Here is a 22659-nt window from a genome sequence, read left to right on the forward strand (position 1 = left end):
CACCAACACAAAAGGGGAAAAAAATGAAAGCAGGAAAGTACATCGCAATACTGGCGGCCTCGCTGGCACTGGGCGCGCAGGCCCAGGCGCAGGAGCTGAACATCACGGCCTGGGGCGGAAGCTCGCAGGCCGCGCAGAAAAAGGTCTTCTACGAACCCTTCTCGGCCAAGACCGGCATCAAGATCACCGAGGACTCCTGGTCGGGCGGACTGGGCATCCTGCGCACCAAGGTGCAGGGCGGCAACGCCAACTGGGACGTGGTCCAGGTCGAGGCCGACGAAATGGTGCTTGGCTGCGACGAAGGCCTGTTCGAACCGCTGGACTGGGCCCGGATCGGCAAGCGCGAGGACTACATCGCGGGCGCGGCCACCGATTGCGGCGTGGGAGCGGTTGTGTGGACCACCGGCCTGGCCTATGACGGCAACCGCCTGAAGGAAGGCCCGCGCAGTTGGACGGACTTCTGGGACCTGAAGAAATTCCCGGGCAAGCGCGCCATGCGCAAAGGGCCGAAGTACACGCTGGAGTTCGCCCTGCTGGCCGACGGCGTGGCGCGCGACGAGGTCTACAAGGTGCTCGCGACCCCCCAGGGCGTGGACCGCGCCTTCCGCAAGCTGGATGAAATCAAGTCCAGCATCGTCTGGTGGAGCGCCGGGGCGCAAGGGCCGCAACTGATCGCGGCGGGCGATGTCTCCATGGGCGCCATCTACGTCAGCCGCGCCATTTCCGCCAATCGCGCGGAACACACCAATTTCAAGGTCGTCTGGCCGGGCAGCATCTACGCCATCGACTACTACGTCGTGCTCAAGGGCAGCAAGCACCAGGAAGAGGCGACCCGCTACCTCGCCTACGCCACGTCGGCCGATATCCAGAAAGCCTATCCCGCGCTGGGCAACCAGGGCATCACCAATATCCGCGCCAACACCCTGGTCGATGCCGAAGTCCTGAAGGACCTGCCCACCAATCCCGCGAACCAGTCGCAGGCCGTCGCGCTGGAGGCGGAGTTCTGGGTGGAGAACATCGAAAAGCTGACGCAGCGCTTCAATGCCTGGGCCTCGCAGTAAGACGGAGCCCGAGGGGAACATCATGCAAACCGCCGCCGTCTTGCGGGCCGCGCCGGGCGACGAGGAGCGGGCCCTGCGCCAGGGCCTGCGCCGCGCCGAACGCCGCCGCCACTGGCTGGCCTTCGGGCTGGCCGCGCCGCTCCTGTTGTTCTTGTTGGTGAACTTCGTGCTGCCCATCTTCCTGATCCTGAAGATGAGCGTCGACGACCGCGAGTTCGCCCGCGCCGCGCCCGGCGTGGTGGCGGCGCTGGCGCATTGGGAGGCGGACACGCCCGTGCCCGAGGCGGCCGCCCGCGCGTGGATAGACGATTTGCGGGCAGCCCGGGGCACGCCGGCCCTGAACGCGATCGCCAACCGCCTGAACCAGGATACCAGCGGTTATCGCAGCCTGGTCATGACCACCGCCCGGCGCCTCGCCCAGGCCCCGCCGGGGAACGCCACGCAGGCCTTGGCCGGCATTTCGGAACAGTGGCGCGGTCCGGAGGTATGGCAGGCCATCCAGCGCGCCAGCGGGCCGCTGTCGGCGATGTACCTGCTGGGCGCCATGGACCTGCATCGCGCGGGAGACGGCGCCATCGAGCGGGTGCCGAAGGACGAGGCGGTTTTCCTGACGGTGTTCCAGCGGACCTTCGGCATCAGCCTGGTGGTCACACTGTGTTGCCTGGTGCTGGGCTATCCGGTGGCCTACCTGCTGGCCACCGCCAGGCCGCGCGTGGCCAGCGTGATGATGCTGGCGGTGCTGATTCCCTTCTGGACCGCGCTGCTGGTGCGCACCTCCGCCTGGGTGGTGCTTCTGCAGCGCGACGGCGTGGTGAACCAGCTATTGCAATGGCTGGGCCTCATCGACCATCCGCTGACGCTGGTCTTTAACCGTACCGGTACTTACATCGCCCTGGTGCACGTCTTGCTGCCCTTCATGATTCTGCCCATCTATAGCCTGATGACGGGGATACGCAAGCACACCGTGCGCGCCGCCATTTCTCTGGGCGCGAGCCCGCTGACGGCATTCTGGCGGGTGTACTTCCCGCAGACCCTGCCGGGCGTGGCCAGCGGCTGTCTGCTGGTCTTCGTGACGGCGATCGGCTTTTACATCACACCGGCACTGATCGGCGGAGCGGGCGACCAGATGATCGGCTACTTTATCGCGCACTTCATTACCGAGACGGCCAATTGGTCCATGGGTGCGGCGTTGGGCGGCCTGTTGCTGCTCATCACCTGCGTCGTGCTGGCCGCGCTGGCCTGGACGAAAACCCGCCAGCGCGCCGCGCGCTGACGCGGCGCGCGTATTGGAGATTTCACATGGATACGTTCCAGAGCGCCAGCCCCCTGGATAGAAGCTGCCGGCTGGGTTTGCGGGCGGCCTGCGCCGCCATCCTGCTGTTTCTCATCCTGCCGGTGCTGGTCATCATTCCGCTTTCCTTCAATGGCGGGTCTTTCCTGACTTTCCCGCTGGAGGGGATATCCCTGCGTTGGTACCGGCAGTTGTTCGCCTCGGAAAACTGGATGACGGCGATACGCAACAGCTTCCTGATCGCGGTCGCCACCACGGCGCTGGCCACGGCCCTGGGGACGATGGCGGCCATCGGCATGCAGCGCCTGCCCGGCAAGCTCAAGATGGCCATGCAGATGTTCATCACCTCGCCCGTGATCGTGCCGGTGATCATCAGCGCGACCGGGTTGTATTTCCTCTATGCGCCCATCGGGCTGAACAACAGCCTGCCGGGGCTGGTGCTGTCGCACACGGTGTTGGCCGTCCCCTTCGTGGTAATAACCGTAGCCGCCACGCTCGAAGGCTTCGACATGAACCTGATGCGGGCGGCGGCCAGCTCCGGCGCTCCGCCCGTGCTGGCCTTTCGGCGCATCATGTTGCCGCTCATCGCGCCTGGCGTGATATCGGGCGGCCTGTTCGCTTTCGCCGTGTCTTTCGACGATATCGTCATGGCGATTTTCCTCGCCGGCCCCAGGCAACGCACCATCCCGCTGCAAATGTTCAACGGGGTGCGCGAGGAGATCAACCCGACCATCGCGGCGGCGGCCACGATACTGGTGATCCTGTCCATCCTATTGCTTTCGGCGGTAGAGTATCTCAAGCACCGCGCCAGGCGCATGAACGCCAGCGGCCTGGAGGGCCACCAGGCCTGAGGCCCGGCGTCAGGCGCGCGGCTCGCCGCGCGCCAGGTAGGACACCAGCAGCTCGACCGCCTTGGGCTGCTGGTCTTTCTGCTTGATGCAGACCTTGTACTCGCGGTGCGCCCAGGGTTCATCCAGTTCCACGATGGACAGGGGCTGGCGCGCGGCCATGCGCCGCGCGAAGCCCAGCGGCACCACGCCCACGCCCAGGCCTTCGGCGGCCATGTTGCAGACGGCCTCGAAGCCGGCCACGCGGATGCGGGCCTGCAACGGCACGCCGATCTTGGCGGCCTCGGTGCGCAGCAATTGCTGCACGAAGCTATTGGGTTCCTGTTCGATCACGGCGTGCCCGGCCAGTTGCGACAGGCGCACGCTGCCGGCTTCGGTCAGCGGATGCTGGGGGTTGACCACCAGCACCAGCAGATCGCGGTAGCGGCAAGGGAAGACCTGCAGGCCGGGTTCGGTCACCGTCCCCAGCAGTACGCCGATGTCGGCAGATTCTTCGAACACGGCGCGCTGGATGCTGGGGCTGAGTCCCCCGACCAGATCGATGAAGATCTTGGGGTGCTGTTCCGAGAAGTCCTTGACGATGCCGGGAAAAAAATCGGTCAGCGTCGATTCGCTGACCATGAGCCGGACCTGGCCGCGTTCGCCCTCGGCATAGCTGCCCAGTTCGTCTTCCATCTCGGCCATGGCCCGCAGCAGGCGGCGCGCATGCCGCAGCAGCGCCTGTCCGGCCTCGGTGGGCACCACGCCTTGGCGCTGGCGCACCAGCAGGGGCGTGCGCAGCATGGCTTCGAGATCGTGGATGCGTTTGCTGACGGCCGAAGTGGCGATGAACTCGGCCTGGGCCGCGCGAGCGATACCGCCGTGCTCGACCACGCCCACGAAGAGACGCAAGGTCATCAGGTCCAGACGCGCAGCCAGGCTGCGCGAAGGCGCCGAGACGGGCGGATCGGCGGGACGATCATTCATAGGGTTTCGACAGGTTGCGACGCAATGGTCCGGGGCAGGACCTGATTGTATGAAGGATTGCGTCGTAGCCGCGCGGCCGATGCCGAGCGTTTTCCCTAGTATTCCCGCGATACCGTGCTCAAGCGCGCCGATTGCAACCAAGCCGCTGGAACGCACGGAGGCAGCGTAATACTGAACCTGCCTGCGCAGCATCGACCCGCGGGTCACCGCAGGGGCGAGTAGTCCGTCGGGCTGAGGAAGAAATTCTCGATCCGCTCCACGATGGGCCGCTCCGCCTCGCTGGCGGCGCGCTTGGCGATCCACTCGGCATCGGCCTGGAAGGCATTCCATTTGCGCTCGCGCTCCGCCAGGCTTTCCCATTGCAGCATATAGGTCAGGGCGTGATTGCTCGGGCCGGCCAGCGTGGTCCAGAACCCCAGGGGCTGGATACCGTGCTTATCGAAAAAGCCCAGCGTCGTCGCGCGGAATCGCTCGTGAAGCGCCGGCAGGCGCCCGGGCAGGCAGTGGTAGATGCGTGTTTCGATGATCATTGCGCCTCCGTTGCGCAGTTTCCCGCGCGAGCGTAATCGGTCTCGGGCAGCGCTTCCTGCCAATCGGCCTTGCCCAGCGAGATGGCCAGGTGCGCCATGAAGGTGTCGGCGGCGGCGCCATGCCAATGGCGCTCATGAGGCCGTATCCACACCACATCGCCCTGGCGGATTTCCTGGGGCGCTTCGCCTTCGACACAGACCCAGCCTCGGCCCGAGGTCACGTGCAGGACCTGCCCGTGCTCATGCGTGTGCCAGAAAGTGCGCGCCCCCGGGGAAAAGAAAACATGGTTGATGCCGACATTGTCCGCCGGGGGCATGACCGGATCGGCCCAGACCACCCCGGTGAATGTCGCGCCGCGCCGCTCGGAAGGCTTGCCCTGGTCCCGCCCATGAAAGACTTGCATGAAAGCTCCTTGGTTCAAACGGTTTTCAGGCGGACGCCGCCCGACACGTCGCCGATGGCGTCCACCACGCGATTGCTGATCTGGTCGCCGTAGCCCAGCGTCGCGGCCAGGCCGAAGCAGGCCGCCGGGCCGGCCGCGTTCAGCGAGGCCACGCCCAGCTCGCGCACCATGTCCACATACAACATCACATCCTTGCTCATCAGCTTGCTGGTCAACCCGCCTTCGAGGTAGTTGCCATCGACGATGAAGGGAAAGCGGTTGAGCGTGGCGAAGTTCACCCCGCTGCTGCTGTTGATCACGTCAAGCAGGCGATGCAGGTCCAGGCCGGCCTTTTTGCCCGCCACCATGACCTCGGCGGTGGCCGCCAGGCTGACCGCGTTCAGAAAGTTGTTGAGCAGCTTGGTGGCATGCCCCGCGCCGCTGCCGCCCATGGCCACGACCTTGGCGCTGATGGGCGCGAACACCCAGCCTACGGCCTCGATGGCCTCGGGCGCCCCTCCCACCATCAGCGTCAGCGCGCCCTTCTCCGCCGCGGCCGCGCCGCCCGATATGCCGGCGTCGACATACTGCACGCCCTGCCCGGCGAAGCGCGCGTTCAGGCGCACCGTGGAACTGGCCGCGGCCGTGCTCAGGTCGACCACGATCTGGCCGTCCCGGCAGTGCTCCAGAATGCCGCCCGCGCCCTCCACCACGGACTCCACCACTTTGCTGTCGGGCAGCGACAGCAGGACCACGTCGGCGTATTCCATGACCTCGCGGATCGTCGCGGCCGCCTGGGCGCCGGCCGCGGCCGCGCGCGCCGGATCGCTGTCGTACCCGAGCACCGCGATGCCCGCGCCGACGAGCCGCCGCGCCATCCTGCCGCCCATATTGCCCAGGCCGATAAAACCGGCACGTTTCCTGTCCATCTGCGTTCTCCTTCGCCCCCGGCCGCCCGGGCGCTAGTAACCCAGGACGGTCATCGCCCCGTCCACCTTGAGCGTGATGCCGGCCACCGTCGCGCTGGACGCCGATGCCAGGAACACCGCCGCCTCGGCCACATCGGCGCCGGTGGCCAGGCGGTTCAACGGCGTGCGGCGGCGGCGCGCGGCCCAACCTTCCTCGGAAATCACGGAACTCGCGCCCGGCGTGACGACGGGCCCCGGCGCCAGCGCATTGACGCGAATGCCGTGGCCGCCAAGCTCCGCGGCCTGTTGCCGGGTCAGGGCATCGAGCGCTCCCTTGATAGCGCTATAGACCCCCGCCCGGGAAATCGACACCGACACCGCCACCGACGACAGGTTGATGATCGCGCCGCCACCGCGCGCGATCAGATGCGGAGTGGCCGCCTGTAGCGCCCATATCGCCCCCTTCAGGCCCACGTCCATCATCTTGCAGACTTCGTCTTCCGGCATGTCGACCAGGGGGGCATAGAAAAAATAGGCCGCGTTGTTGACCAGGATATCCAGGCCGCCCGACTCGCCCGCATAGGCGTCGACCGCACGCAGGACCTGCTTGCGGTCGCGCACATCGCAGGGCAGCGGCACCGCGCCCGGCACGTCGCGCGCGGCCTCGGCCAGCAATGCCTCGTCGATATCCAGCAGCCCTACCCTGGCGCCCTCCCGCGCATAGGCCCGCGCTATCTCGCGGCCGATGCCGCCCGCGCCGCCGGTGACGATCGCCGCCTTGCCTTCCAGCACTCCCATGACGCCTCCTTTATCGCGATGGCCGTTACTTTCTGGCGCGGACCTTCACGCCCGCCCAGTCTTCGACCACGCGCGCCACGTCCGCATAGTCGGCGTCCCGGCCATGGATGGCGGTGGTCATCACCAGCATCTCGCGCACCGATGAACCCACCACCATGGGCACGCCGTGGCGCTCGGCCTCTTCCAGGCACAGACGCACGTCCTTGTGCGCCAGGCGCGCCGCGAAGCCCACGTTGAAGGTGCCGGTCAGCACGGCCTTGGGGAACTTCTCCATCGTCGCCGAGTTGCGCCCGGATCCGGCGTTGATGACGTCGATCATGACGCTGGGATCCAGACCGGCCTTCACCCCCAGCGCCATGGCCTCGGAAGTGATCGCCACGGCCGTGGCCGACAGCAGGTTGTTGGCCAGCTTCATCACCTGGGCCTGCCCGGCTTCGGCGCCCAGATAGAAGAGTTTGCCGAAATGGCCCAGCACCTGAGCCAGCGCCTCGTAGCGCGCCGGCGGGCAGGCAACCATGATCGCCAGGGTGCCGCGCTCGGCGCCGGTCGGCCCGCCGCTGATCGGGGCATCCACATACTCGATGCCCTGGGCGGCCAGCGTATCGAACGCGCGCCGCGCCGCCGCCGGCCCGATGGTCGACAGGTCCACCACGCACTTGGCCCGGCCCGCCCGCGCCAGCCCCTGTTCGCCCCCCAACACCTGCTCCACCGCCTTGCCATCGGGCAGGCTCAGGAAGACCACGTCGGCCGCGTCGCCCACGGCCCGCGCGCTGTCGTGGGCCACGGCGCCGCGAGCCGCCAGTTGCTGGCGCACGGCGGGATTGCTGTCGGCGACGTGCAGCGCGTAGCCGGCGTCGAGCAGGCGTCCCGCCATGGGGCCGCCCATATTGCCCAATCCGATGAAACCGTAAATCGTCTCGCTCATCTTTTGTCCTCGAAATATGCCGCTTGCGGCTGGGTCAGCGGGCCTGCAGGCCGATCTGCCTGGCCAGTTCGGCGAACTGCTTCTGATCGCGCTGCAGGACGCGGGCGAAGGTCTCGGGGCTGCGCTCCTCGGCCGAGGGAATCTGCGCGGCCAGGCTGTCGATGCGCGCGCGGAAGTCAGGCGACTGGACCGCCTCGGTCAAGGCCTGGGCCAGCTTGTCGACCACGGCCTTGGGCGTGCCCTGGGGCGCCACCAGGCCGTTCCAGATCTGTAGATCGAACTGGGGCACGCCGCCCTCGGCGAAGGTCGGCACGTCGGGCATCTGCGGCAAGCGCTCTTTGGACGCCACGGCAATGGCCTTGATCTGCTTGCCCCGGTGCAAGGGCAGCATGGTGACCGTCTGGTCCAGCACCGACTGTATGGTGCCTCCCATCAGGTCGGTAATGGCCGGCCCCGATCCACGGTACTGCACCAGTTCGGCCTGCACGCCCGCCATCTGCAGGAACATCGCCTCGGCCAGATGAGCGGTGGTGCCGGGGCCGCCGGAGCCGAAGTTCAATTTGAGCGCGCCGCTGCGCATGCCCGCCAGCATGGAGGGCAGATCCTGGATACCGCTCTGATTGCTCACGCTGAGCACCATGGGCACATTGGCGATGGTGCCCACGGCCGTCGTGTCCTTGACGATGTCCAGGCCGGCCTTGGGATACAGCAGGGGAATCAGCACCATGGACTGATTGCTGAACATCAAGGTGTAGCCGTCCGGCGCCGAACGGGTCAGCCGCTGAAATGCCAGCAGGCCGCCCGCGCCGGTGACGTTCTCCACCACGAAAGTGGTCTTGGTGGCCTTGCCCAGTTCGCTGGCGATCAAGCGGGCCAGCGCGTCCAGGCTGCCGCCGGGCGCGACCCCCACCATGATGGTGACGGACTTCGACGGGAAGCTCTCCTGGGCCATGGCCGCGTGGCCCGCTCCCAGGCAAAAGGCTATTCCGGCAAGCGCGGATGCGATGCGTCGTTTCATGTTGTCTCCTCTGTGGGGCGGCCTTTGCGGCTTTGTGCCTCGGTTGAAAAAGCGGTTCAGCGCCGGCTCAGCAATCCCGCCAGCGCGCGGACGGAGCCGGCCTTGTCCAAATGCGCGATGGCCTCCAGGCAGGCCTCGGTCGTCCCCGCGGACAAACCGGCCAGCGGGAAAAGCCGCAGGAACTTGGCCTCCACGTCACGCCAATCGATGCCGCGCGCGCCGGAGCCGCGCGGCGCCCGGCAAGTGGCGCGATGCACCGTGCCGTCCTGCGTGTGTATCGTGACCGTGCCGCCATGCCGGTGCGGAAAGCGATCCGGCAGGGGCGGCGGGTCGGGATCGAATTCGACCTTGTCCTGCAGCGCGGCGATTACCGGGTCGGCCATCGTGGCCACGTCCATATGCCGCCAGCCGAAGCCATCGTCGGCAATCGACGCCGCCACGAAATAAGGCAGGCTGTGCGCCGCGTCGACCAGGTTGCGCGGATGCGGTTCGCCCTTGAAATTGGTCCACTGCACAGCCGCCGACACGACGATGCGCGCAACGTCGCCGGGGCGAATGGCGCCGGCGCGCGCGGCCTCGGCCGCGGCTTCGGCGCTTGCATGAAAGGGGTGCGCGCCCGGCATGAGCTTGATGGCCAGGTCGGTCACGATGTCCCAGGAAGCGCCCCAATCGCGCGCGATGTCCTCCCGCGACTGCCCGCCCAAGGCATCTAGCAGGCCGCGCGGCTGCTCCAGCACGCCCAGCTCGCCTTCGAATCCCCGCTGCGCCGCGAGCGCGGCGCGTATGCCGGCGCTTGCCGCCTGGCCGGCGTGATATTCCCGCGCGCAACTGGTGTCGGCCGCGATGGCCATGCCGCTGGCCGAGGTGGCCGAGAGCGCGATGGCATGGGCCAGGCGCGGCGCGTCCAGGCGCAAGAGCAGGCCCGCCGCCACGCAGGCGCCGAACACCGTGGACCACGACCCGTGAAACCCTCGCTGCATGCGGCCCGGCGTCAAGGACTCGTCGATGCGACCGGCGACTTCATAGCCCAGCACCATGGCCGCCAGCACATCCCTGCCGCTTGCGCCCTCGCGCTCGCCCACGGCCAGCGCCACGCTGGAGACAATGGTGCCGATGTGCGCGATGCTGCGCATATCGCTGTCGTCGGACGCTGCCGCATCGCTGGCCGCCGCATTGGCGCGCGCGGCGCTGGCCAGCGGCAGGCGGGCGCCGTCAAACCACAGGCCTGCCGCCGGCGCGCCGCCGTCGGCCAGCTCGATCTCGCGGATGATGCGGGCCGATTCGATGCCATAGCCCATGGCGGCGCTGGCCAGGGTGCTGGCCAGGCTCATCTTGGCGTGCTCGATGGCGAGCGCCGGCAGGGCATCGGCGGACGTGGACAAGACGAAGTCAGCCAGTTGACGCGCCAAGGGGCGCGCCACGGAGGGGGATTGCACAATAGCTTCCTTGATGAGTGCGTTGCGCCGGCATCACTGCGCGGCCGTTCCCAGTTCCTTGAGGACGGGGATCCATTTGGCGAGGTCCTGGCGCACCAGGGCCTCGAAATCCGCGGGCTTGGGAATGGGCATATCGGGCAAGGTAAAGCCCTGGCCGATCAACTTCTCGCGCAGCGCGGCCTGGCCCATGACCTTGTCCAGGGCCGCATACAGGCGCGTCGAAACGTCGGCCGGCAATCCCGCCGGACCGACCAGGCCCCACCAGAGCGTGACCGAATAGTCCTTCAGGCCGCTCTCCTGCAGCGTGGGAACCTCCGGCAGCAACGTGGAACGCCTGGGCCCGGTGACGGCGAGCGCCTTGAGCTTGCCCGCCCTCACCAGGCCGATGGCCGCCGGCAGGTTGTACAAGCCCATGTCCACGTCGCCGCTGATGATGGCGCTCAGGCCCTGGGGCGCGCCGGTATAGGGCACGTGCATGAGCGGCTTGTCCAGGTATTGCGACACCGTGGCGCCGGCGATGTGGTGGCTGGTTCCCACACCGCTGGAGGAATACCGGAAAGTCTCCGGCGGCTTGGCCTTGATATCGGCCAGCAAGGCGGGGGCGTCTCGATAAGGCGCCTTCTCGGCCACGACCAGCAGATTCTGCACATCGGCAATTTCGCTGATGAAGCTGAAATCCTTGATCGAGTCGTAGCCGGGCGCCTTATAGAGCACCTGGTTGTTGACGAAAGTCCCCTGCGCGGCGATGCCCAGGGTATAGCCGTCCGGCTTGGCGCGCGCGATATCCATCGTGCCGATGGTGCCGCCCGCGCCGGCCTTGTTGTCCACCACCAGCGGCTGGCCCAGCTCATCGGCCAGGGCCGAAGCCACTACGCGCGACAGCGTGTCGGCCGCGCTGCCCGCCGCGAAAGGCACGATAAGCCGGATGGAACGTTCGGGATAGGCCGCCTCGGCGCCCGCACTCCAGAACGCCGCACAAAAAAAGGGCAGCAATGCGCAGACGCCTGCCTTGCGCCGGTAAAACCCGCTCATTTCGTCTCCTCCTTGCCGGGATACGACACGACATCGCAGCCCAACACTTGATTTAGTTTTGTCAGACAAGGCAGACTGTAGGCGCCTTCTCCTTCTGCGTCTGTCGAAACTTATTCTTTGACCATTGAGTTGATTTCAACAATGCACAAACTCAGAAACCGCCTTGGCCCGCTCCGGGTGCTGGATGCCGTATACCGGGGCGGCGGCGTCGGCCGGGCCGCCGAACTCCTGCATGTCACCCCCGGTGCCGTGAGCCACCAACTGCGCCGGCTGGAAAGCGAACTGGGTGTGCAACTGGTGCAGAAAGACGGCCGCGACATCGCCTTCACCGCGGTCGGCACCGAACTGGCGCTACAGGCCGCCGAACTCTTCGATCAGTTGGAGGGAGTGCTGGCCAAGGCGGCCGAAGCGGGCGCCAATCGCCGCATCCGCGTCAAGGTCATCCCCAGCTTCGCCATCAAATGGCTCATGCCCCGGCTGGGCTCGCTATACGTGCGGCATGGCGACATCGACATCGAAGTCGCCACCGTCGCGCGAGCCGATGACACCGACCTGCACAATGCCGACTTCGTCGTGCGTTGCGGCGCCGGCGACTGGCCGGGCCTGCGCGCCGACCTGCTGTTTCCCGATGAACTCGTGCTGGCCTGCTCGCCCGCGCTGGCCGAGCGCCTGCACCGCCCCGAAGACGTGCTGGGCGAAACCTTGCTCAAATCCATGATCGCCCCCGATTGCTGGGACCGCTGGCTACTATCCGCGGGCCTGGCCGCAAGCGGCGACACCCGTTTCATTCCGCTGGCCAACGCCGTCCTGTGCCTGCAGGCCGCGGCCGAAGGCCTGGGGATCGCGGTCACCCAGCGCGCCTACATCACCCAGGACTTCGCCACCGGCCAACTGGTCCAGCCCCTGGCCCATACCGCGCGCAGCAGCAATGGCTATTACCTGGTCAGCAACCCCGCGCGCGCCAGCGGCGCGCCCTTCAGCATTTTTTCCGATTGGCTGATCAGCGTGAAGTAGCGGCGAAAGACCGCGCGAATGCACTCGATAATGAGAATTATTGTTAATATTCGCGCTTTCCCCGATCACTACGATTTGCCCGCATGTCTGTTCCGCTCAAGCGCAAACACGGCTGGCTCGCCCATTACCGCGAGCTGCTTGGCGCATGGCGCAACAGGAATTCGCCGGATGGCGAGGACGCCATTCAGGACGTGGCGGTGGAACTGCTCGAACGCGGCATCGTGGATCTCGATGAACCCCGCTCCTATCTGGCGCGCGGCGTCTCCAACGGCGTGATCGACCGGCACCGGCGCCGCGGGATCATCCCGTTTCGCCCGCTCGACGATTTGCCCGAGCATGAGCACCCCACGGTGGCGGATGGACAGTCGGCGTTCTATACCAGCGAATTGCTCACGGCGCTGATGGCGGCGTTGCAGGAACTGCCGCCCGCCTGTCAGCGCGTCTATCTCCAGCATCGCCTGGAGGGTTGGACCCATGCCGAAATCGCGGCCGATATGGGCATTTCGCGCAGTATGGTCGAGAAACACATGGCCCGGGCGCTACTGCACATCGGCGAAAGACTGAAACACCATGCCCCTACAGATTGAGGCGATTGCCCTGCCCGTTCGTCTCTAGAGACGAGACGATGCGAAAATCCGTGACTGCCCATACCTATCCCCATGAACCATCAAGACAACACCCCTGCCGATGATCCGCGCACCCGCGCGGCGCAGTGGTTTGCGCGCGTTCAGTCGGGGCAGGCCACGCACGAGGAAATCGACGCCTGTGCGGCATGGCGCCGCGCAGACCCGGCGCACGACGCGGCCTATCGCAAGGTCGAGTTTCTCTGGCAGGCATCCGGGCAATTGCCGCAGCAGGAGTTGCGCGCGATGCTGGCCGCCAGCCGTGCCGCCACCGGAGGGACAGCGGCGCCGGCGCGCCGCCGGTTCGGCTGGGCGGCCGCGGCGGCGTGCGCGGCCATTGCCGCCGTGGCGGTGGCGTTGCCCCTGCTGAACAGCGAGGTGCCGGCCTATCGCGCAGCCTTCGAAACCCAGCCGGGCGAACGGCGCGAGGTGACGTTGCCGGATGGATCGGTGCTCAGCCTGAACATGAATACACGCCTCGAGGTGGCTTTCTTCGAGAAGCGGCGCGATATCGCGCTGACCCGGGGCCAGGCGTTCTTCGCGGTTCAGCACGAGGCCGAGCGCGAGTTCGTGGTCCGCACCGACGCCGTCACGGTGACCGTCACGGGTACGCGCTTCGACGTGCGCCAGGACGATTCCCGGGTGGCGGTGGAGTCCGGATCGGTGCAGGTCAGCGCGGGCGCCTGGTGGAACAAGACGGAGCGGCGGCTCACCGCCGGCCACGCAGTCGCGCGCGATGCCGCGGGGAATCTGAGCGCCGTGGCGCCGGTCCAGATCGAAAACGTGCTCGCGTGGCGCCAGGGCAAGATCGTGTTCCGCAATGCGCCGCTGGCGCAGGTGGTAGCCGAAATGAATCGCTATCTCGCGCGGCCGGCCAGGCTCGATGCGCCCTCGCTTCGCGACTACCGGGTGGCGGGCGTCTTCAACATCGACGAGCCGGAAGCGATCCTGGCGGCGTTGCCGGCCGTGGCGCCGGTCCAGGTGCGCGTTCAACCGGATGGCAGCGCGGTGATCCTGCCCCGCTGAGCGCCGACGCCCTCCTGTCGGGGCCTATCCCCGCCGCTGTTACAAAATAGTTTTCATTTTCATTGAGGTGTTTGCCTCGCCCGCTCGTTTGTTCCTACGAGGGGGCATGCATTGCCATGCAGCGTGCTCCGGGAAAACCTTGGCCAAGGGTTGTGGCGCATAGACGCCGGCTTTATTGATCTGGAACGGAACACTGTGAGAACCAAAGTTGAACACCGAGCGAGCGCGTCCCGCGCGCCCTTCGTGCTAGGAACCCTGTCCTTGTCGCTGGCCCTGGCCATGGGCTTCGCGCCGGCGCGGGCGCAAGCCCAGGCGGCCGCTGCGCACATCAGCATCGCGGCCCAGCCGCTGGAGCAATCGCTGCTGCAATTGGGGCGCCAGACCTCGTTGCAGATTTTCTACCCGCAGGATCTGGTCGCGGGCATTCAGGCGCCGGCCGTGTCCGGCGACCTCGCGCCCGAAGAGGCGCTGCGCCGCCTGCTGGCCGGCAGCGGCCTCGAATACGCCCGTCAGGGCAACACGATCACGCTGTCGCGCCCCTTGGGCAATCAGGCCGCGCAGCTCGATCCGGTCACGGTCGAGGGCCGCAATACGATGACGACGGAGGGCTCGGGTTCGTATACCGTGCGAGCCACCGCGGCCGCCACCGGCCTGCGGCTGTCGCCCCGCGAAACACCGCAGTCCGTCAGTGTGGTCACTCGCCAGCAGATCGAGGATCTCAACCTCACCTCGCTGGGTGAAACGTTGAAGACCGTCACCGGCCTGGCCACCACGTCGTCCGACATCGACCGCACCGACATCCATTCGCGCGGTTTCTATGTCGACACCTATTCGTACGATGGCGTGCCGATCGCCACGCAGAACGATTTCTTCGGCACCTCGAACTTCGATCCGATCCTGTACGACCGCGTGGAGGTCGTGCGCGGCGCGACCGGCCTGATGACAGGCACCGGCAACCCGGGGGCATCGGTGAACGTGGTGCGCAAGCGCGCCAGCAGCAAGGAACTGACGGGCGCGGCGACCCTGGGCCTGGGTTCCTGGGACCATCACCGCGCCACGGTGGACCTCTCCACGCCGGTGAACAGCGAGGGCACGGTGCGCGCGCGCGTGGCGGGCATGATGGAAGAACGCGACTCCTACCTCGACCGCTACCACTCGCGCAATCAGGCCTTCCTGGCCACGGTCGAGGCCGACATTACGCCCGACACCACGGTGCGCGTAGGCTTCGAGCACCAGGCCAAGCGTCCCACCGACGTGACCTGGGGCGGCCTGCCTATGCTGTACAGCGACGGCTCGGCGGCAAGCTGGCGGCGCAGTTTCAGCATCGGCGCCGACTGGACCCTCTGGGACACCACCAACAACACGGTCTACGCCTCGGTGGAGCATCAGTTCGACAACGGCTGGAACGTCATTGCCAATGTCAGCCGGCTCGACAGCAAATACGATTCGAGGCTGCTCTATCTGATGGGCCAGCCGGACCGCGACACCGGGCTGGGATTGAATGTCTGGCTCAATCGCTCGCACCAGGAGTTCGATCAGAACAGCGGTTCGATCCAGGCATCGGGCCCGTTCGAGCTGTTCGGCCGCCAGCATGAGGCCGTGTTCGGCTTCGTCGGCAGCAAATCGACCCTGCGCTACGGCAACCACCCCGCGCTCAATACCAGCCCGGTGGGCAATATCTACGATTGGGATGGCTCCTATCCCGATCCGGGCTGGGGCGAGTACAGCGAGCTGGGCAAGCAGAAAACGCACCAGACCGCGGTGTACGGCGCCCTGCGCTTCGCGGTCACGGATTCGCTCAAGCTGATTCTCGGCGGGCGCCAGAACCGCTGGGTGCGCGACAGTGGCGACGACACGATGCGCAGCAACGAGTTCACGCCCTATGCCGGCCTGGTCTACGACTTCAACCAGACCTACAGCGGCTACGTCAGCTACACCGATATTTTCCAGCCCCAGTCATACCGGGACGCCAGCGGCAAGTATCTCGATCCCGTGCAGGGCAAGAGCTACGAAACGGGCCTGAAGGCAGACTATCTGGACGGCAGGCTCACCACCTCGGTGTCGGTGTTCCGCATCGAGCAGGACAACGTGGCCGAGCGCGATGGCTCCCGCTTCGTCGAAGGAACCTCGGAGTTCGCCTATCGCGGCGCGAAGGGGCTGACCAGCGAAGGATTCGAACTGCAGGCCGCGGGCGAAGTGAACCCGGGCTGGCAGATCTCGGCCGGCTTTTCGCGCGCGCTGGTGCGCAATGCCGACGGCAAGCGTTTCGATAGCTATCGCCCGCAGAATCTGGCCCATCTTTTCACTACCTGGCGGGTGCCGGGCACCGAAGGCAAACTGACGGTCGGCGGCGGTGTCCAGTGGCGCAGCGGCGTCTACATCGACCAGACCACGTCGGCGGGCGTCAAGGCCAGGCGCGACCAGGGTTCCGTACTGCTGACGAGCGTGATGGCGAACTACCGGTTCACGCCAAGCCTGTCGGCCCAGCTTAATATCAACAATCTGTTCGACAAGAAGTATTTCGACCTGACCGGCGACGGCCAGGGCTTCTATGGTTCACCGCAGAAGTTCATGCTGACCATGAAGTACGCATTCTAAGCAGTATGATCTGCGCGGCATGAGGCGTTGCGAGCCCTGGATTGGGCTCGCAACGCTTTGTGCCCCTGGCCGTTTCCCGCGTGGGGCGGGAGCCGGCCACATAACAAAACAATTCTACGGAGACGACGGATGGCCAAGCCTTCCCGATCAAAACTCTGGTTTCTGGTGCACAGTTGGCTCGCGATGCCGATCTGGGTGCTGGTGTTCTTTGTCTGTGCCACCGGCACGATCGCCGTCATCAGCCAGGAGATCGTCTGGCTGATCAACCCGGCCGTGCGGGCCGAGGCGCCCGGGCCCGACAGCATGCGCCTGGGCTATCAGGCGCTGGTGGATGCGATCGGCGCGCAGGATCCGCACGCCGTCGTGCAGGGCCTGTCGTGGCCGGAGGAATCGCATTTCGCGCTCACGGCCAGCGTGTCGTATCCCGGCGCCACGACCACGCAACTCTATGTCAATCCCTACACCGGCGCGATCCAGGGGCCGGCGCTCGATTTCGATCTGCGCCAGTTCATGCGCGCGCTGCACGGCTGGCTGCTGATGCCGTTCGGCCATGGATTCAGTTGGGGCTGGTATCTGGTCTCGGCGCTGGCCATTCCGATGCTGGCTTCGCTCATCACCGGGCTGGTCGTCTACAAGCGCTTCTGGCGCGCCTATTTCCAGAAGCCGCGCCTGCGCACCGGGCAGGGGCCGCGTATTTTCTGGGGCGATTTCCACCGGCTTTCCGGCCTGTGGTCGATCTGGTTCGTGCTGTTGATCTCGGTGAGCGCGCTGTGGTTCCTGGTCCAGGCGATCCTGGCCGATACGCACACCACCGTCTCCACCGAAGGCGTGCCCACCATCATCGCGCGCGCCGATGTGCCGGCGGCGGTGAATGGCGTGGTGCCGCGCGTGCCGCTCAACCGGATCGTCGACAGCGCGCAGCAGGCATTGCCAGGGCTGGATGCGCAGCACATCTTCCTTGGCGGCAATGCCTTCGATCCCGTCACCGTGATGGGCCGCGGCGCTTACCCGCTGATGTTCGAGTTCGCGCAGGTCAGCCCCTATGACGGCGCGGTGCTGCGCACCCGCACGCTGGGCGATCGCAGCGCATTGGAGTTCTTCACCGAATCGATGCGGCCCTTGCACACCGGCGACTTCGGCGGGTTCTGGCTCAAGATGGTGTGGTTCGTCTTCGGCCTGCTCCTGACCATGATGTCGCTGTCCGGCATGCTGATCTGGTCCAGGCGCACCGCCCAGGAAACCGCCAAGGCCATCAAGCTGGCCATGGCCAAGAAGCCGGCCCCGGCACAATGACGCCACCGGATATCGACACCATGACGACATCGACTGCCACCAAGCTGCCGCTCGCCCGGCGCTGGAAGTTTCACCTGAGCGCGCTCGTGCTGCTCCTGCCGCTGTTCTACCTCCCCAGTTACTTCAAGGATATCGCCATGAACCGCGGCCTGAGCGGCCTCGGCCAGCGCGAGATCGGTCCGGTACAGGTGGGGTCCTGGACGCTGAAATTCGCCGAATGGGAAGACGAGGGCCCCGAGGCCGATCCGGCCGGGATGTTCAAGCTCTTCACGATGGCCCTGTGCGAGGGCTGCGAACGTGAGATCCGCGCCGTGTTCATCCGCACCGGCCAGCCGCGCAGCCTGCGGGCTGCCGGCGCGCTGTTCTCCGGCAGCCCGCACCGATCCTTCGCCGAAGTGCTGATTCCGCCCGGCACGCGGCCGGAAGACCGGTTCTGGATCACCGTGGAAGCCTGGGACGGCACCACCCATGAGGCGACGCTGCCCATCGCGCAAGCCTCGCCCGCCACCGCGCAGTGGCTCGCCAAGACCAACGGGAAGACGCAATGAACACCATCAATACGCTACGCGCGGGCCTGTCCGGCCTGCTTCTCAGCCAATGCGGCCTGGTCTTGGCGCACCACCCCGTGGCGCAATGCAAGGCGCTGGCCGATGACCGGATTCAATGCACCGGCGGTTTCTCCGACGGCGGCAAGGCGCCGGGAGTGACGATGGACGTGATCGCCTATGGCGGACAGGTGCTGGTGCCCGGCAAACTCGACGCCAACTCGACGCTGGTGTTCACGCGGCCGAAGGAAGACTTCTACGTGTTGCTGGAGGTGGGGCCGGGGCATACGGTGGAGATCGACCACACCGCGATCAAGGGTATCGGCGCGGCGCCCCGCGACTCAGTTCCGTATCGTGATACGGCGGCTGTCGAAGTCCATTGAATATGGAAACTGGACGCCATTTAAATCAAAAGCTTAGCAAGATTTGGTTCATTCACTTTGATCGGCGTGGCTCATTGAACTTGGGCGGCGCATTATTTCCCACTGCACACGGGTCCTCAGTCTCAGCTCGTCGCTTACCTCCGGATGGCAATGCGCCAGCATGCGCTGGCGAGATTTGAGGGATCAACGTCTTTTACGCAGAGCTCCTGTAGGGCGAAACTTCAGCATTGCCTATGCAAACGCTGGCGCCTATATCATCAAAAGGGGAGGCGGAATAAACGCTTGTCGAGTTCAATCTTCATCTCTCATTCCGGGATAACGCACATGGCGTCCTGGCATTCTCAGCAAATTGCGCGGCCCACTCTCCTGCTAACCGGCGCGAGCCGTGGTATAGGGCATGCGACAGTGAAGTTGTTTCACCAAAGCGGGTGGCGTGTCTTGACGGTATCGCGGGCGAGCTTTTCAAGTGAATGCCCGTGGGCGGGCGGCGTGGACGATCACATTACCGCCGATCTGGCGGACCCGAACTCGTATGAGCGGATCGCGGCCGAAGTCCGCCGGCGCCTGGGCGGCGCGAAACTGGCTGCGATTATCAACAATGCCGCGATTTCACCGAAGCTGGCGAACGGCGGGCGCAAGGGCGTCAGCATGACGGCATATGAAGATTGGCTTTCGCTTTTCAACGTCAATCTTTTCTCCGCAGCGACGATCGTCCGTCTGCTTCTGCCGGAACTCCGCTTGGCTGGAGGCACGATCGTCAACGTGACGTCGATCGCGGGTGCTCGCGTTCATCCCTTCGCCGGGGCGGCTTATGCCTGCTCCAAGGCGGCCCTCGCAGCGCTCACGCGCGAACAAGCTTTCGAGTTCGGTCCGATGGGAATTCGGGCCAATGCGATCGCGCCTGGCGAGATCGACACCTCCATCTTGTCTCCTGGCACCGAGGCCCTGGTCAAGGCGAGCGTGCCGATGAGCCGGCTTGGCGACCCTGCGGAAATCGCAGGAGTCATGTTCTTCCTGTGTTCGAACCGAGCCTCGTATGTCAACGGCGCGGAAATCGACGTGAATGGAGGCCAGCACGTTTAATCGGCTGGATGACCGGCCGCCCGCGGCAGCAATCACTGGAAGCCTGCGGGGAATGCCGGTCCAGAAGGCCGCCGAATGAAAAGACTGGCCCACGGCCGAGCCGGAACCAGAATCAGGCAAGCAATGACGTCTCCCGCGATGCCATGCGCCGGATGCTTTGCGGCGGGTGACCAAGCACGCGAATGAATGCCCGGCGCATTCTTTCGGGATCGGTGAAGCCGATTTTGTGGGCGATGATTTCGATTGGCTCCGCCCCGCGCTCGACGCGTTGCCTTGCCACCTCGACTCTCAGGCGCTCGACGGCCTTGGCCGGCGTCTCCCCCGTTTCGGCAAGGAATGCCCGTCCGAACTGCCGCGGACTCAAGCAGGCGACGGAAGCCAGAAGCTCGGTCGACAATGATTCGTGCAAGTGTTCGCGTATATAAGTCAGCACATTGCGAATTCTGTCCGACTCGGGCTCCATATCGGCGATGGCCGAAAATTGGGATTGCCCGCCGGGCCGGCGATGGTAGACGACCAGCATCTGGGCAACGGCGTGAGACAAGTCGGCGCCGTGATCCTCTTCGATCATTGCCAACGCCATGTCGATGCCGGTTGTGACGCCGGCCGACGTCCAGATGCCGCCTTCTCGGGTGAAGATCCGATCGCCATCCACCTTCACCCGGGGGTACTCCCGTTGCAGACGGGCGGCGTATTTCCAATGCGTCGTCGCGCACCGGCCGTCCAAAAGGCCGCTCGCAGCCAGGATGAAAGCGCCGGTGCACACGCTTGCAATGCGGCGAGCGCCTTTGCCGACGACGTGGTTCAGGTAGTCGCAGGTTTCCGACAATGCGTCATCGGGGTAGGCGCCGAGACCGGCGCCCGCCACGATCACGGTGTCGTAGGCGGAAAATCCGGCTTTCTGCGTGGTGATTTCCAGACCAGCCGAACTTTGAACGGGCCCTCCGGCCAGCGATATGACCTGGCATCGGTAAGAGTCGTCGCCCAGGAGCCTGCCGGCCACCTCGAACGCCGCCAAGGGCCCCGTCAAGTCCTGGATCTGGAAGTCGCGGAATACGAGGAAAGCCACGTCCCGCGGAGCGCGACTCGCGCTTGATGATGTTGGGTTCATAACACTCTTGCACAACACTCGAAAGCAGGCCCCACGCATCCTGGCCCTCGGCCGGCGCGTGGCCTGGAGCTGATGTTACACAACCTGCACTGTGGCCACCAAGACATATATACCTCAAAAACGGACAACCGATTTGGCAGCGCATGGCTTGGCTGAGGCAAGGCCGGATTAGGGGCTCCTCCCTGAGCACAGGGCAGGATTCCCGCCCTTGCGGCCTGCCTTGAACGGCCCGAATCCTTCGGCTTCGCATCGACACTGCCCAGTTTTTTTACCGATATGGAATGGCGGCAAAGGAGGGAACTACGTCCTTTTGCCGTCGGCTCGCAAGCCGGAGAATCTCCGCACGTTGAAGGCCCGGGAAAACCGGGTGCCCATCGCCCGCCGGGCGGACAGTCCCGGGCCAACGACAAGGCCTATGCCAGTGACGGGCCGCGTGACGGCGGCCGGCGCAAGCACGCATGGCGCATTCGAGTCCTCTTACAAAGCGATATCCAACATGAACCATAGAGAGTCCAACCCTGCGCGGAGAGCGGCCGCATGACCCATCCACGCCCTCCCTCCCGCCCGGGAACAAAACCGGTCTTCCTGCGCGCGGCTCTGCTGGCCGCGGGGCTCGCCACGGCAACGGCATGCGCCTTGTTTCTGCTGCCCGGCAAGAAGTCGTTGGCGGTCAGCGCCGCGGCGCTTCCCATGGTATCCGTCGCATTGCCGGTGCAGCGCACCGTCATCGAGTGGGACGACTATGTCGGCCGTTTCGAGGCGAGCCGCCGGGTCGAAGTCCGGCCCAGGGTGTCCGGCCAAATCGTAGGAGTGCATTTCAAGGACGGCGAAATCGTCCAGCAGGGCCAACTGCTTTTCTCCATTGACCCGCGCCCCTACCAGGCCGCCTACGCGGAGGCGCAGGCCGGCCTCGCGAGCGCGACCAGCGAACTCGCGCTGGCACGCGCCGACCTCGCGCGAGCGCAACGGCTGGTGGGCGACAGCGCGATTTCAAAGAGCGACATCGATCAACTGCAGGCGCGTGTGCGGACGGGAACGGCAAACGTCGCCGGCGCGCAAGCCCGCGTCGCGCTGAAGTCGCTTGAGCTGGAATTCACGGAGGTACGCTCGCCCATCACGGGCAGGGTCTCCGACCGGCGCGTCGACCCGGGGAACCTGGTCATGAGCGGAGAGGCCGGCAACGGCACCCGCCTGACCACCATCAATGCGCTGGATCCGATCTACTTCACATTCGACGCATCCGAAGCCTTGTACCTGAAAGCCATCCGCGCCCAGGAGCCGAACGCGGCGCAAACCCAGGTCGAAGTACGGCTTCAGGATGAGCCTGACTACTCCTGGCGCGGAAAGCTCGACTTCACGGATAACGGGATCGATCCCCGTTCGGGGACCATACGGATGCGTGCCGTGATCGAGAACCCGAAACTGTTCCTGACACCGGGATTGTTCGGAAACATGCGGCTGGCGAGCGGAGCCGGGGCGCCGGCCTTGCTGATCCCCGATTCCGCGGTCCAGATCGACCAGACGCGCAAGACGGTTCTCACCGTTTCCGCCGAAGGCACTGTGCTCGTCAGGGCTATCGAACTCGGCCCGCTGGTCGATGGGCTCCGGATCGTGCGTGCCGGGCTGGCCGCCGACGACCGAGTGATCGTCGGCGGCCAACAACACGCCATTGCGGGCACGAAAGTGCAAACGAAGCCGGAACCTGCGGCCTCCCAAAGCGGGATGGGGAACTCGAACCCTCTAATTTCCGGCGGCGAGCCCGCGTTCGCGTCGTAGCGATGCGCCGG

The 22659-nt window shown here is 65.8% G+C and carries 22 protein-coding genes; 12 read left to right on the forward strand and 10 right to left on the reverse strand.

Features of this window, described 5'->3' with window-relative positions:
* Window positions 1-23: 23 nt before the first annotated feature.
* The 3 genes from WHX56_RS29855 to WHX56_RS29865 are packed head-to-tail and all read left to right on the forward strand — an operon-like array spanning window position 24 to window position 3203.
* The gene (locus tag WHX56_RS29855; RefSeq protein WP_338879789.1) at window positions 24-1061 is read left to right on the forward strand and encodes an ABC transporter substrate-binding protein; all 1038 of its coding nucleotides are present in this window, start codon (window positions 24-26) and stop codon (window positions 1059-1061) included.
* 22 nt (window positions 1062-1083) lie between these two features.
* A complete protein-coding gene (locus WHX56_RS29860) occupies window positions 1084-2334 on the forward strand; it encodes an ABC transporter permease (protein WP_129243443.1) in 1251 nt (416 codons plus the stop codon).
* Window positions 2335-2360: 26 nt separating this feature from the next.
* On the forward strand, window positions 2361-3203 hold the full coding sequence (locus WHX56_RS29865; RefSeq protein ID WP_338879790.1) for an ABC transporter permease: 843 nt from the start codon (window positions 2361-2363) through the stop codon (window positions 3201-3203).
* 9 nt (window positions 3204-3212) lie between these two features.
* Here the strand turns inward: WHX56_RS29865 and WHX56_RS29870 are convergent, their stop codons facing one another.
* The 9 genes from WHX56_RS29870 to WHX56_RS29910 form a co-directional block, all read right to left on the reverse strand.
* Window positions 3213-4166: a LysR family transcriptional regulator gene (locus WHX56_RS29870; RefSeq protein WP_287751873.1), complete on the reverse strand. Its 954-nt coding sequence runs from the start codon at window positions 4164-4166 to the stop codon at window positions 3213-3215.
* 203 nt (window positions 4167-4369) lie between these two features.
* On the reverse strand, window positions 4370-4696 hold the full coding sequence (locus WHX56_RS29875) for an NIPSNAP family protein (RefSeq protein ID WP_129243434.1): 327 nt from the start codon (window positions 4694-4696) through the stop codon (window positions 4370-4372).
* On the reverse strand, window positions 4693-5100 hold the full coding sequence (locus WHX56_RS29880; protein WP_287751869.1) for a cupin domain-containing protein: 408 nt from the start codon (window positions 5098-5100) through the stop codon (window positions 4693-4695). The genes WHX56_RS29875 and WHX56_RS29880 overlap by 4 nt, the downstream gene beginning before the upstream one ends.
* A gap of 14 nt (window positions 5101-5114) precedes the next feature.
* Entirely contained in the window at window positions 5115-6008 is an 894-nt protein-coding gene (locus WHX56_RS29885) for an NAD(P)-dependent oxidoreductase (RefSeq protein WP_338879791.1), read from the reverse strand.
* A 33-nt stretch (window positions 6009-6041) separates the two neighbouring features.
* The gene (locus WHX56_RS29890; protein WP_338879792.1) at window positions 6042-6785 is read right to left on the reverse strand and encodes an SDR family oxidoreductase; all 744 of its coding nucleotides are present in this window, start codon (window positions 6783-6785) and stop codon (window positions 6042-6044) included.
* 25 nt (window positions 6786-6810) lie between these two features.
* Window positions 6811-7710 (reverse strand): NAD(P)-dependent oxidoreductase, encoded by a 900-nt coding sequence (locus WHX56_RS29895; RefSeq protein ID WP_129243422.1) that lies wholly within the window; start codon window positions 7708-7710, stop codon window positions 6811-6813.
* Window positions 7711-7744: 34 nt separating this feature from the next.
* Entirely contained in the window at window positions 7745-8728 is a 984-nt protein-coding gene (locus WHX56_RS29900; RefSeq protein ID WP_129243420.1) for a Bug family tripartite tricarboxylate transporter substrate binding protein, read from the reverse strand.
* 56 nt (window positions 8729-8784) lie between these two features.
* Window positions 8785-10164, reverse strand: a complete 1380-nt coding sequence (locus WHX56_RS29905; RefSeq protein WP_338879793.1) for an MmgE/PrpD family protein — start codon at window positions 10162-10164, stop codon at window positions 8785-8787.
* A 33-nt stretch (window positions 10165-10197) separates the two neighbouring features.
* Window positions 10198-11196 carry a tripartite tricarboxylate transporter substrate binding protein gene (locus WHX56_RS29910; protein WP_338879794.1) on the reverse strand — a complete coding sequence of 333 codons (999 nt, stop codon included), beginning with the start codon at window positions 11194-11196 and terminating at the stop codon, window positions 10198-10200.
* Between the two features lie 141 nt (window positions 11197-11337).
* Here WHX56_RS29910 and WHX56_RS29915 point away from each other — a divergent pair, with 141 nt between their 5' ends.
* From WHX56_RS29915 to WHX56_RS29950, 8 genes are all read left to right on the forward strand, one after another.
* Window positions 11338-12210, forward strand: a complete 873-nt coding sequence (locus tag WHX56_RS29915; RefSeq protein ID WP_129243411.1) for a LysR substrate-binding domain-containing protein — start codon at window positions 11338-11340, stop codon at window positions 12208-12210.
* Window positions 12211-12293: 83 nt separating this feature from the next.
* Entirely contained in the window at window positions 12294-12797 is a 504-nt protein-coding gene (locus WHX56_RS29920) for a sigma-70 family RNA polymerase sigma factor (RefSeq protein WP_287751861.1), read from the forward strand.
* Window positions 12798-12869: 72 nt separating this feature from the next.
* A complete protein-coding gene (locus WHX56_RS29925) occupies window positions 12870-13859 on the forward strand; it encodes a FecR family protein (protein WP_338879795.1) in 990 nt (329 codons plus the stop codon).
* Window positions 13860-14120: 261 nt separating this feature from the next.
* On the forward strand, window positions 14121-16457 hold the full coding sequence (locus WHX56_RS29930; protein WP_338879796.1) for a TonB-dependent siderophore receptor: 2337 nt from the start codon (window positions 14121-14123) through the stop codon (window positions 16455-16457).
* A gap of 129 nt (window positions 16458-16586) precedes the next feature.
* Entirely contained in the window at window positions 16587-17750 is a 1164-nt protein-coding gene (locus WHX56_RS29935) for a PepSY domain-containing protein (protein ID WP_338879797.1), read from the forward strand.
* 20 nt (window positions 17751-17770) lie between these two features.
* Window positions 17771-18298, forward strand: coding sequence for a thiamine pyrophosphate-binding protein (locus tag WHX56_RS29940; RefSeq protein ID WP_338879798.1), 528 nt, complete (start codon window positions 17771-17773; stop codon window positions 18296-18298).
* The gene (locus tag WHX56_RS29945) at window positions 18295-18678 is read left to right on the forward strand and encodes a hypothetical protein (protein WP_338879799.1); all 384 of its coding nucleotides are present in this window, start codon (window positions 18295-18297) and stop codon (window positions 18676-18678) included. Before WHX56_RS29940 ends, WHX56_RS29945 begins: the two co-directional genes overlap by 4 nt.
* Window positions 18679-19002: 324 nt before the next feature.
* The gene (locus tag WHX56_RS29950; RefSeq protein ID WP_338879800.1) at window positions 19003-19761 is read left to right on the forward strand and encodes an SDR family oxidoreductase; all 759 of its coding nucleotides are present in this window, start codon (window positions 19003-19005) and stop codon (window positions 19759-19761) included.
* A 112-nt stretch (window positions 19762-19873) separates the two neighbouring features.
* Here the strand turns inward: WHX56_RS29950 and WHX56_RS29955 are convergent, their stop codons facing one another.
* Window positions 19874-20872 carry a GlxA family transcriptional regulator gene (locus WHX56_RS29955; RefSeq protein WP_129243392.1) on the reverse strand — a complete coding sequence of 333 codons (999 nt, stop codon included), beginning with the start codon at window positions 20870-20872 and terminating at the stop codon, window positions 19874-19876.
* A 537-nt stretch (window positions 20873-21409) separates the two neighbouring features.
* On the opposite strand from WHX56_RS29955, the gene WHX56_RS29960 reads away from it, so the two are divergent.
* Complete coding sequence (locus WHX56_RS29960) at window positions 21410-22648, forward strand: efflux RND transporter periplasmic adaptor subunit (protein ID WP_338879801.1); 1239 nt, start codon at window positions 21410-21412, stop codon at window positions 22646-22648.
* Window positions 22649-22659 lie beyond the last annotated feature (11 nt).

This window comes from Achromobacter veterisilvae (assembly GCF_037619525.1).
Lineage (GTDB): Bacteria > Pseudomonadota > Gammaproteobacteria > Burkholderiales > Burkholderiaceae_B > Achromobacter > Achromobacter veterisilvae.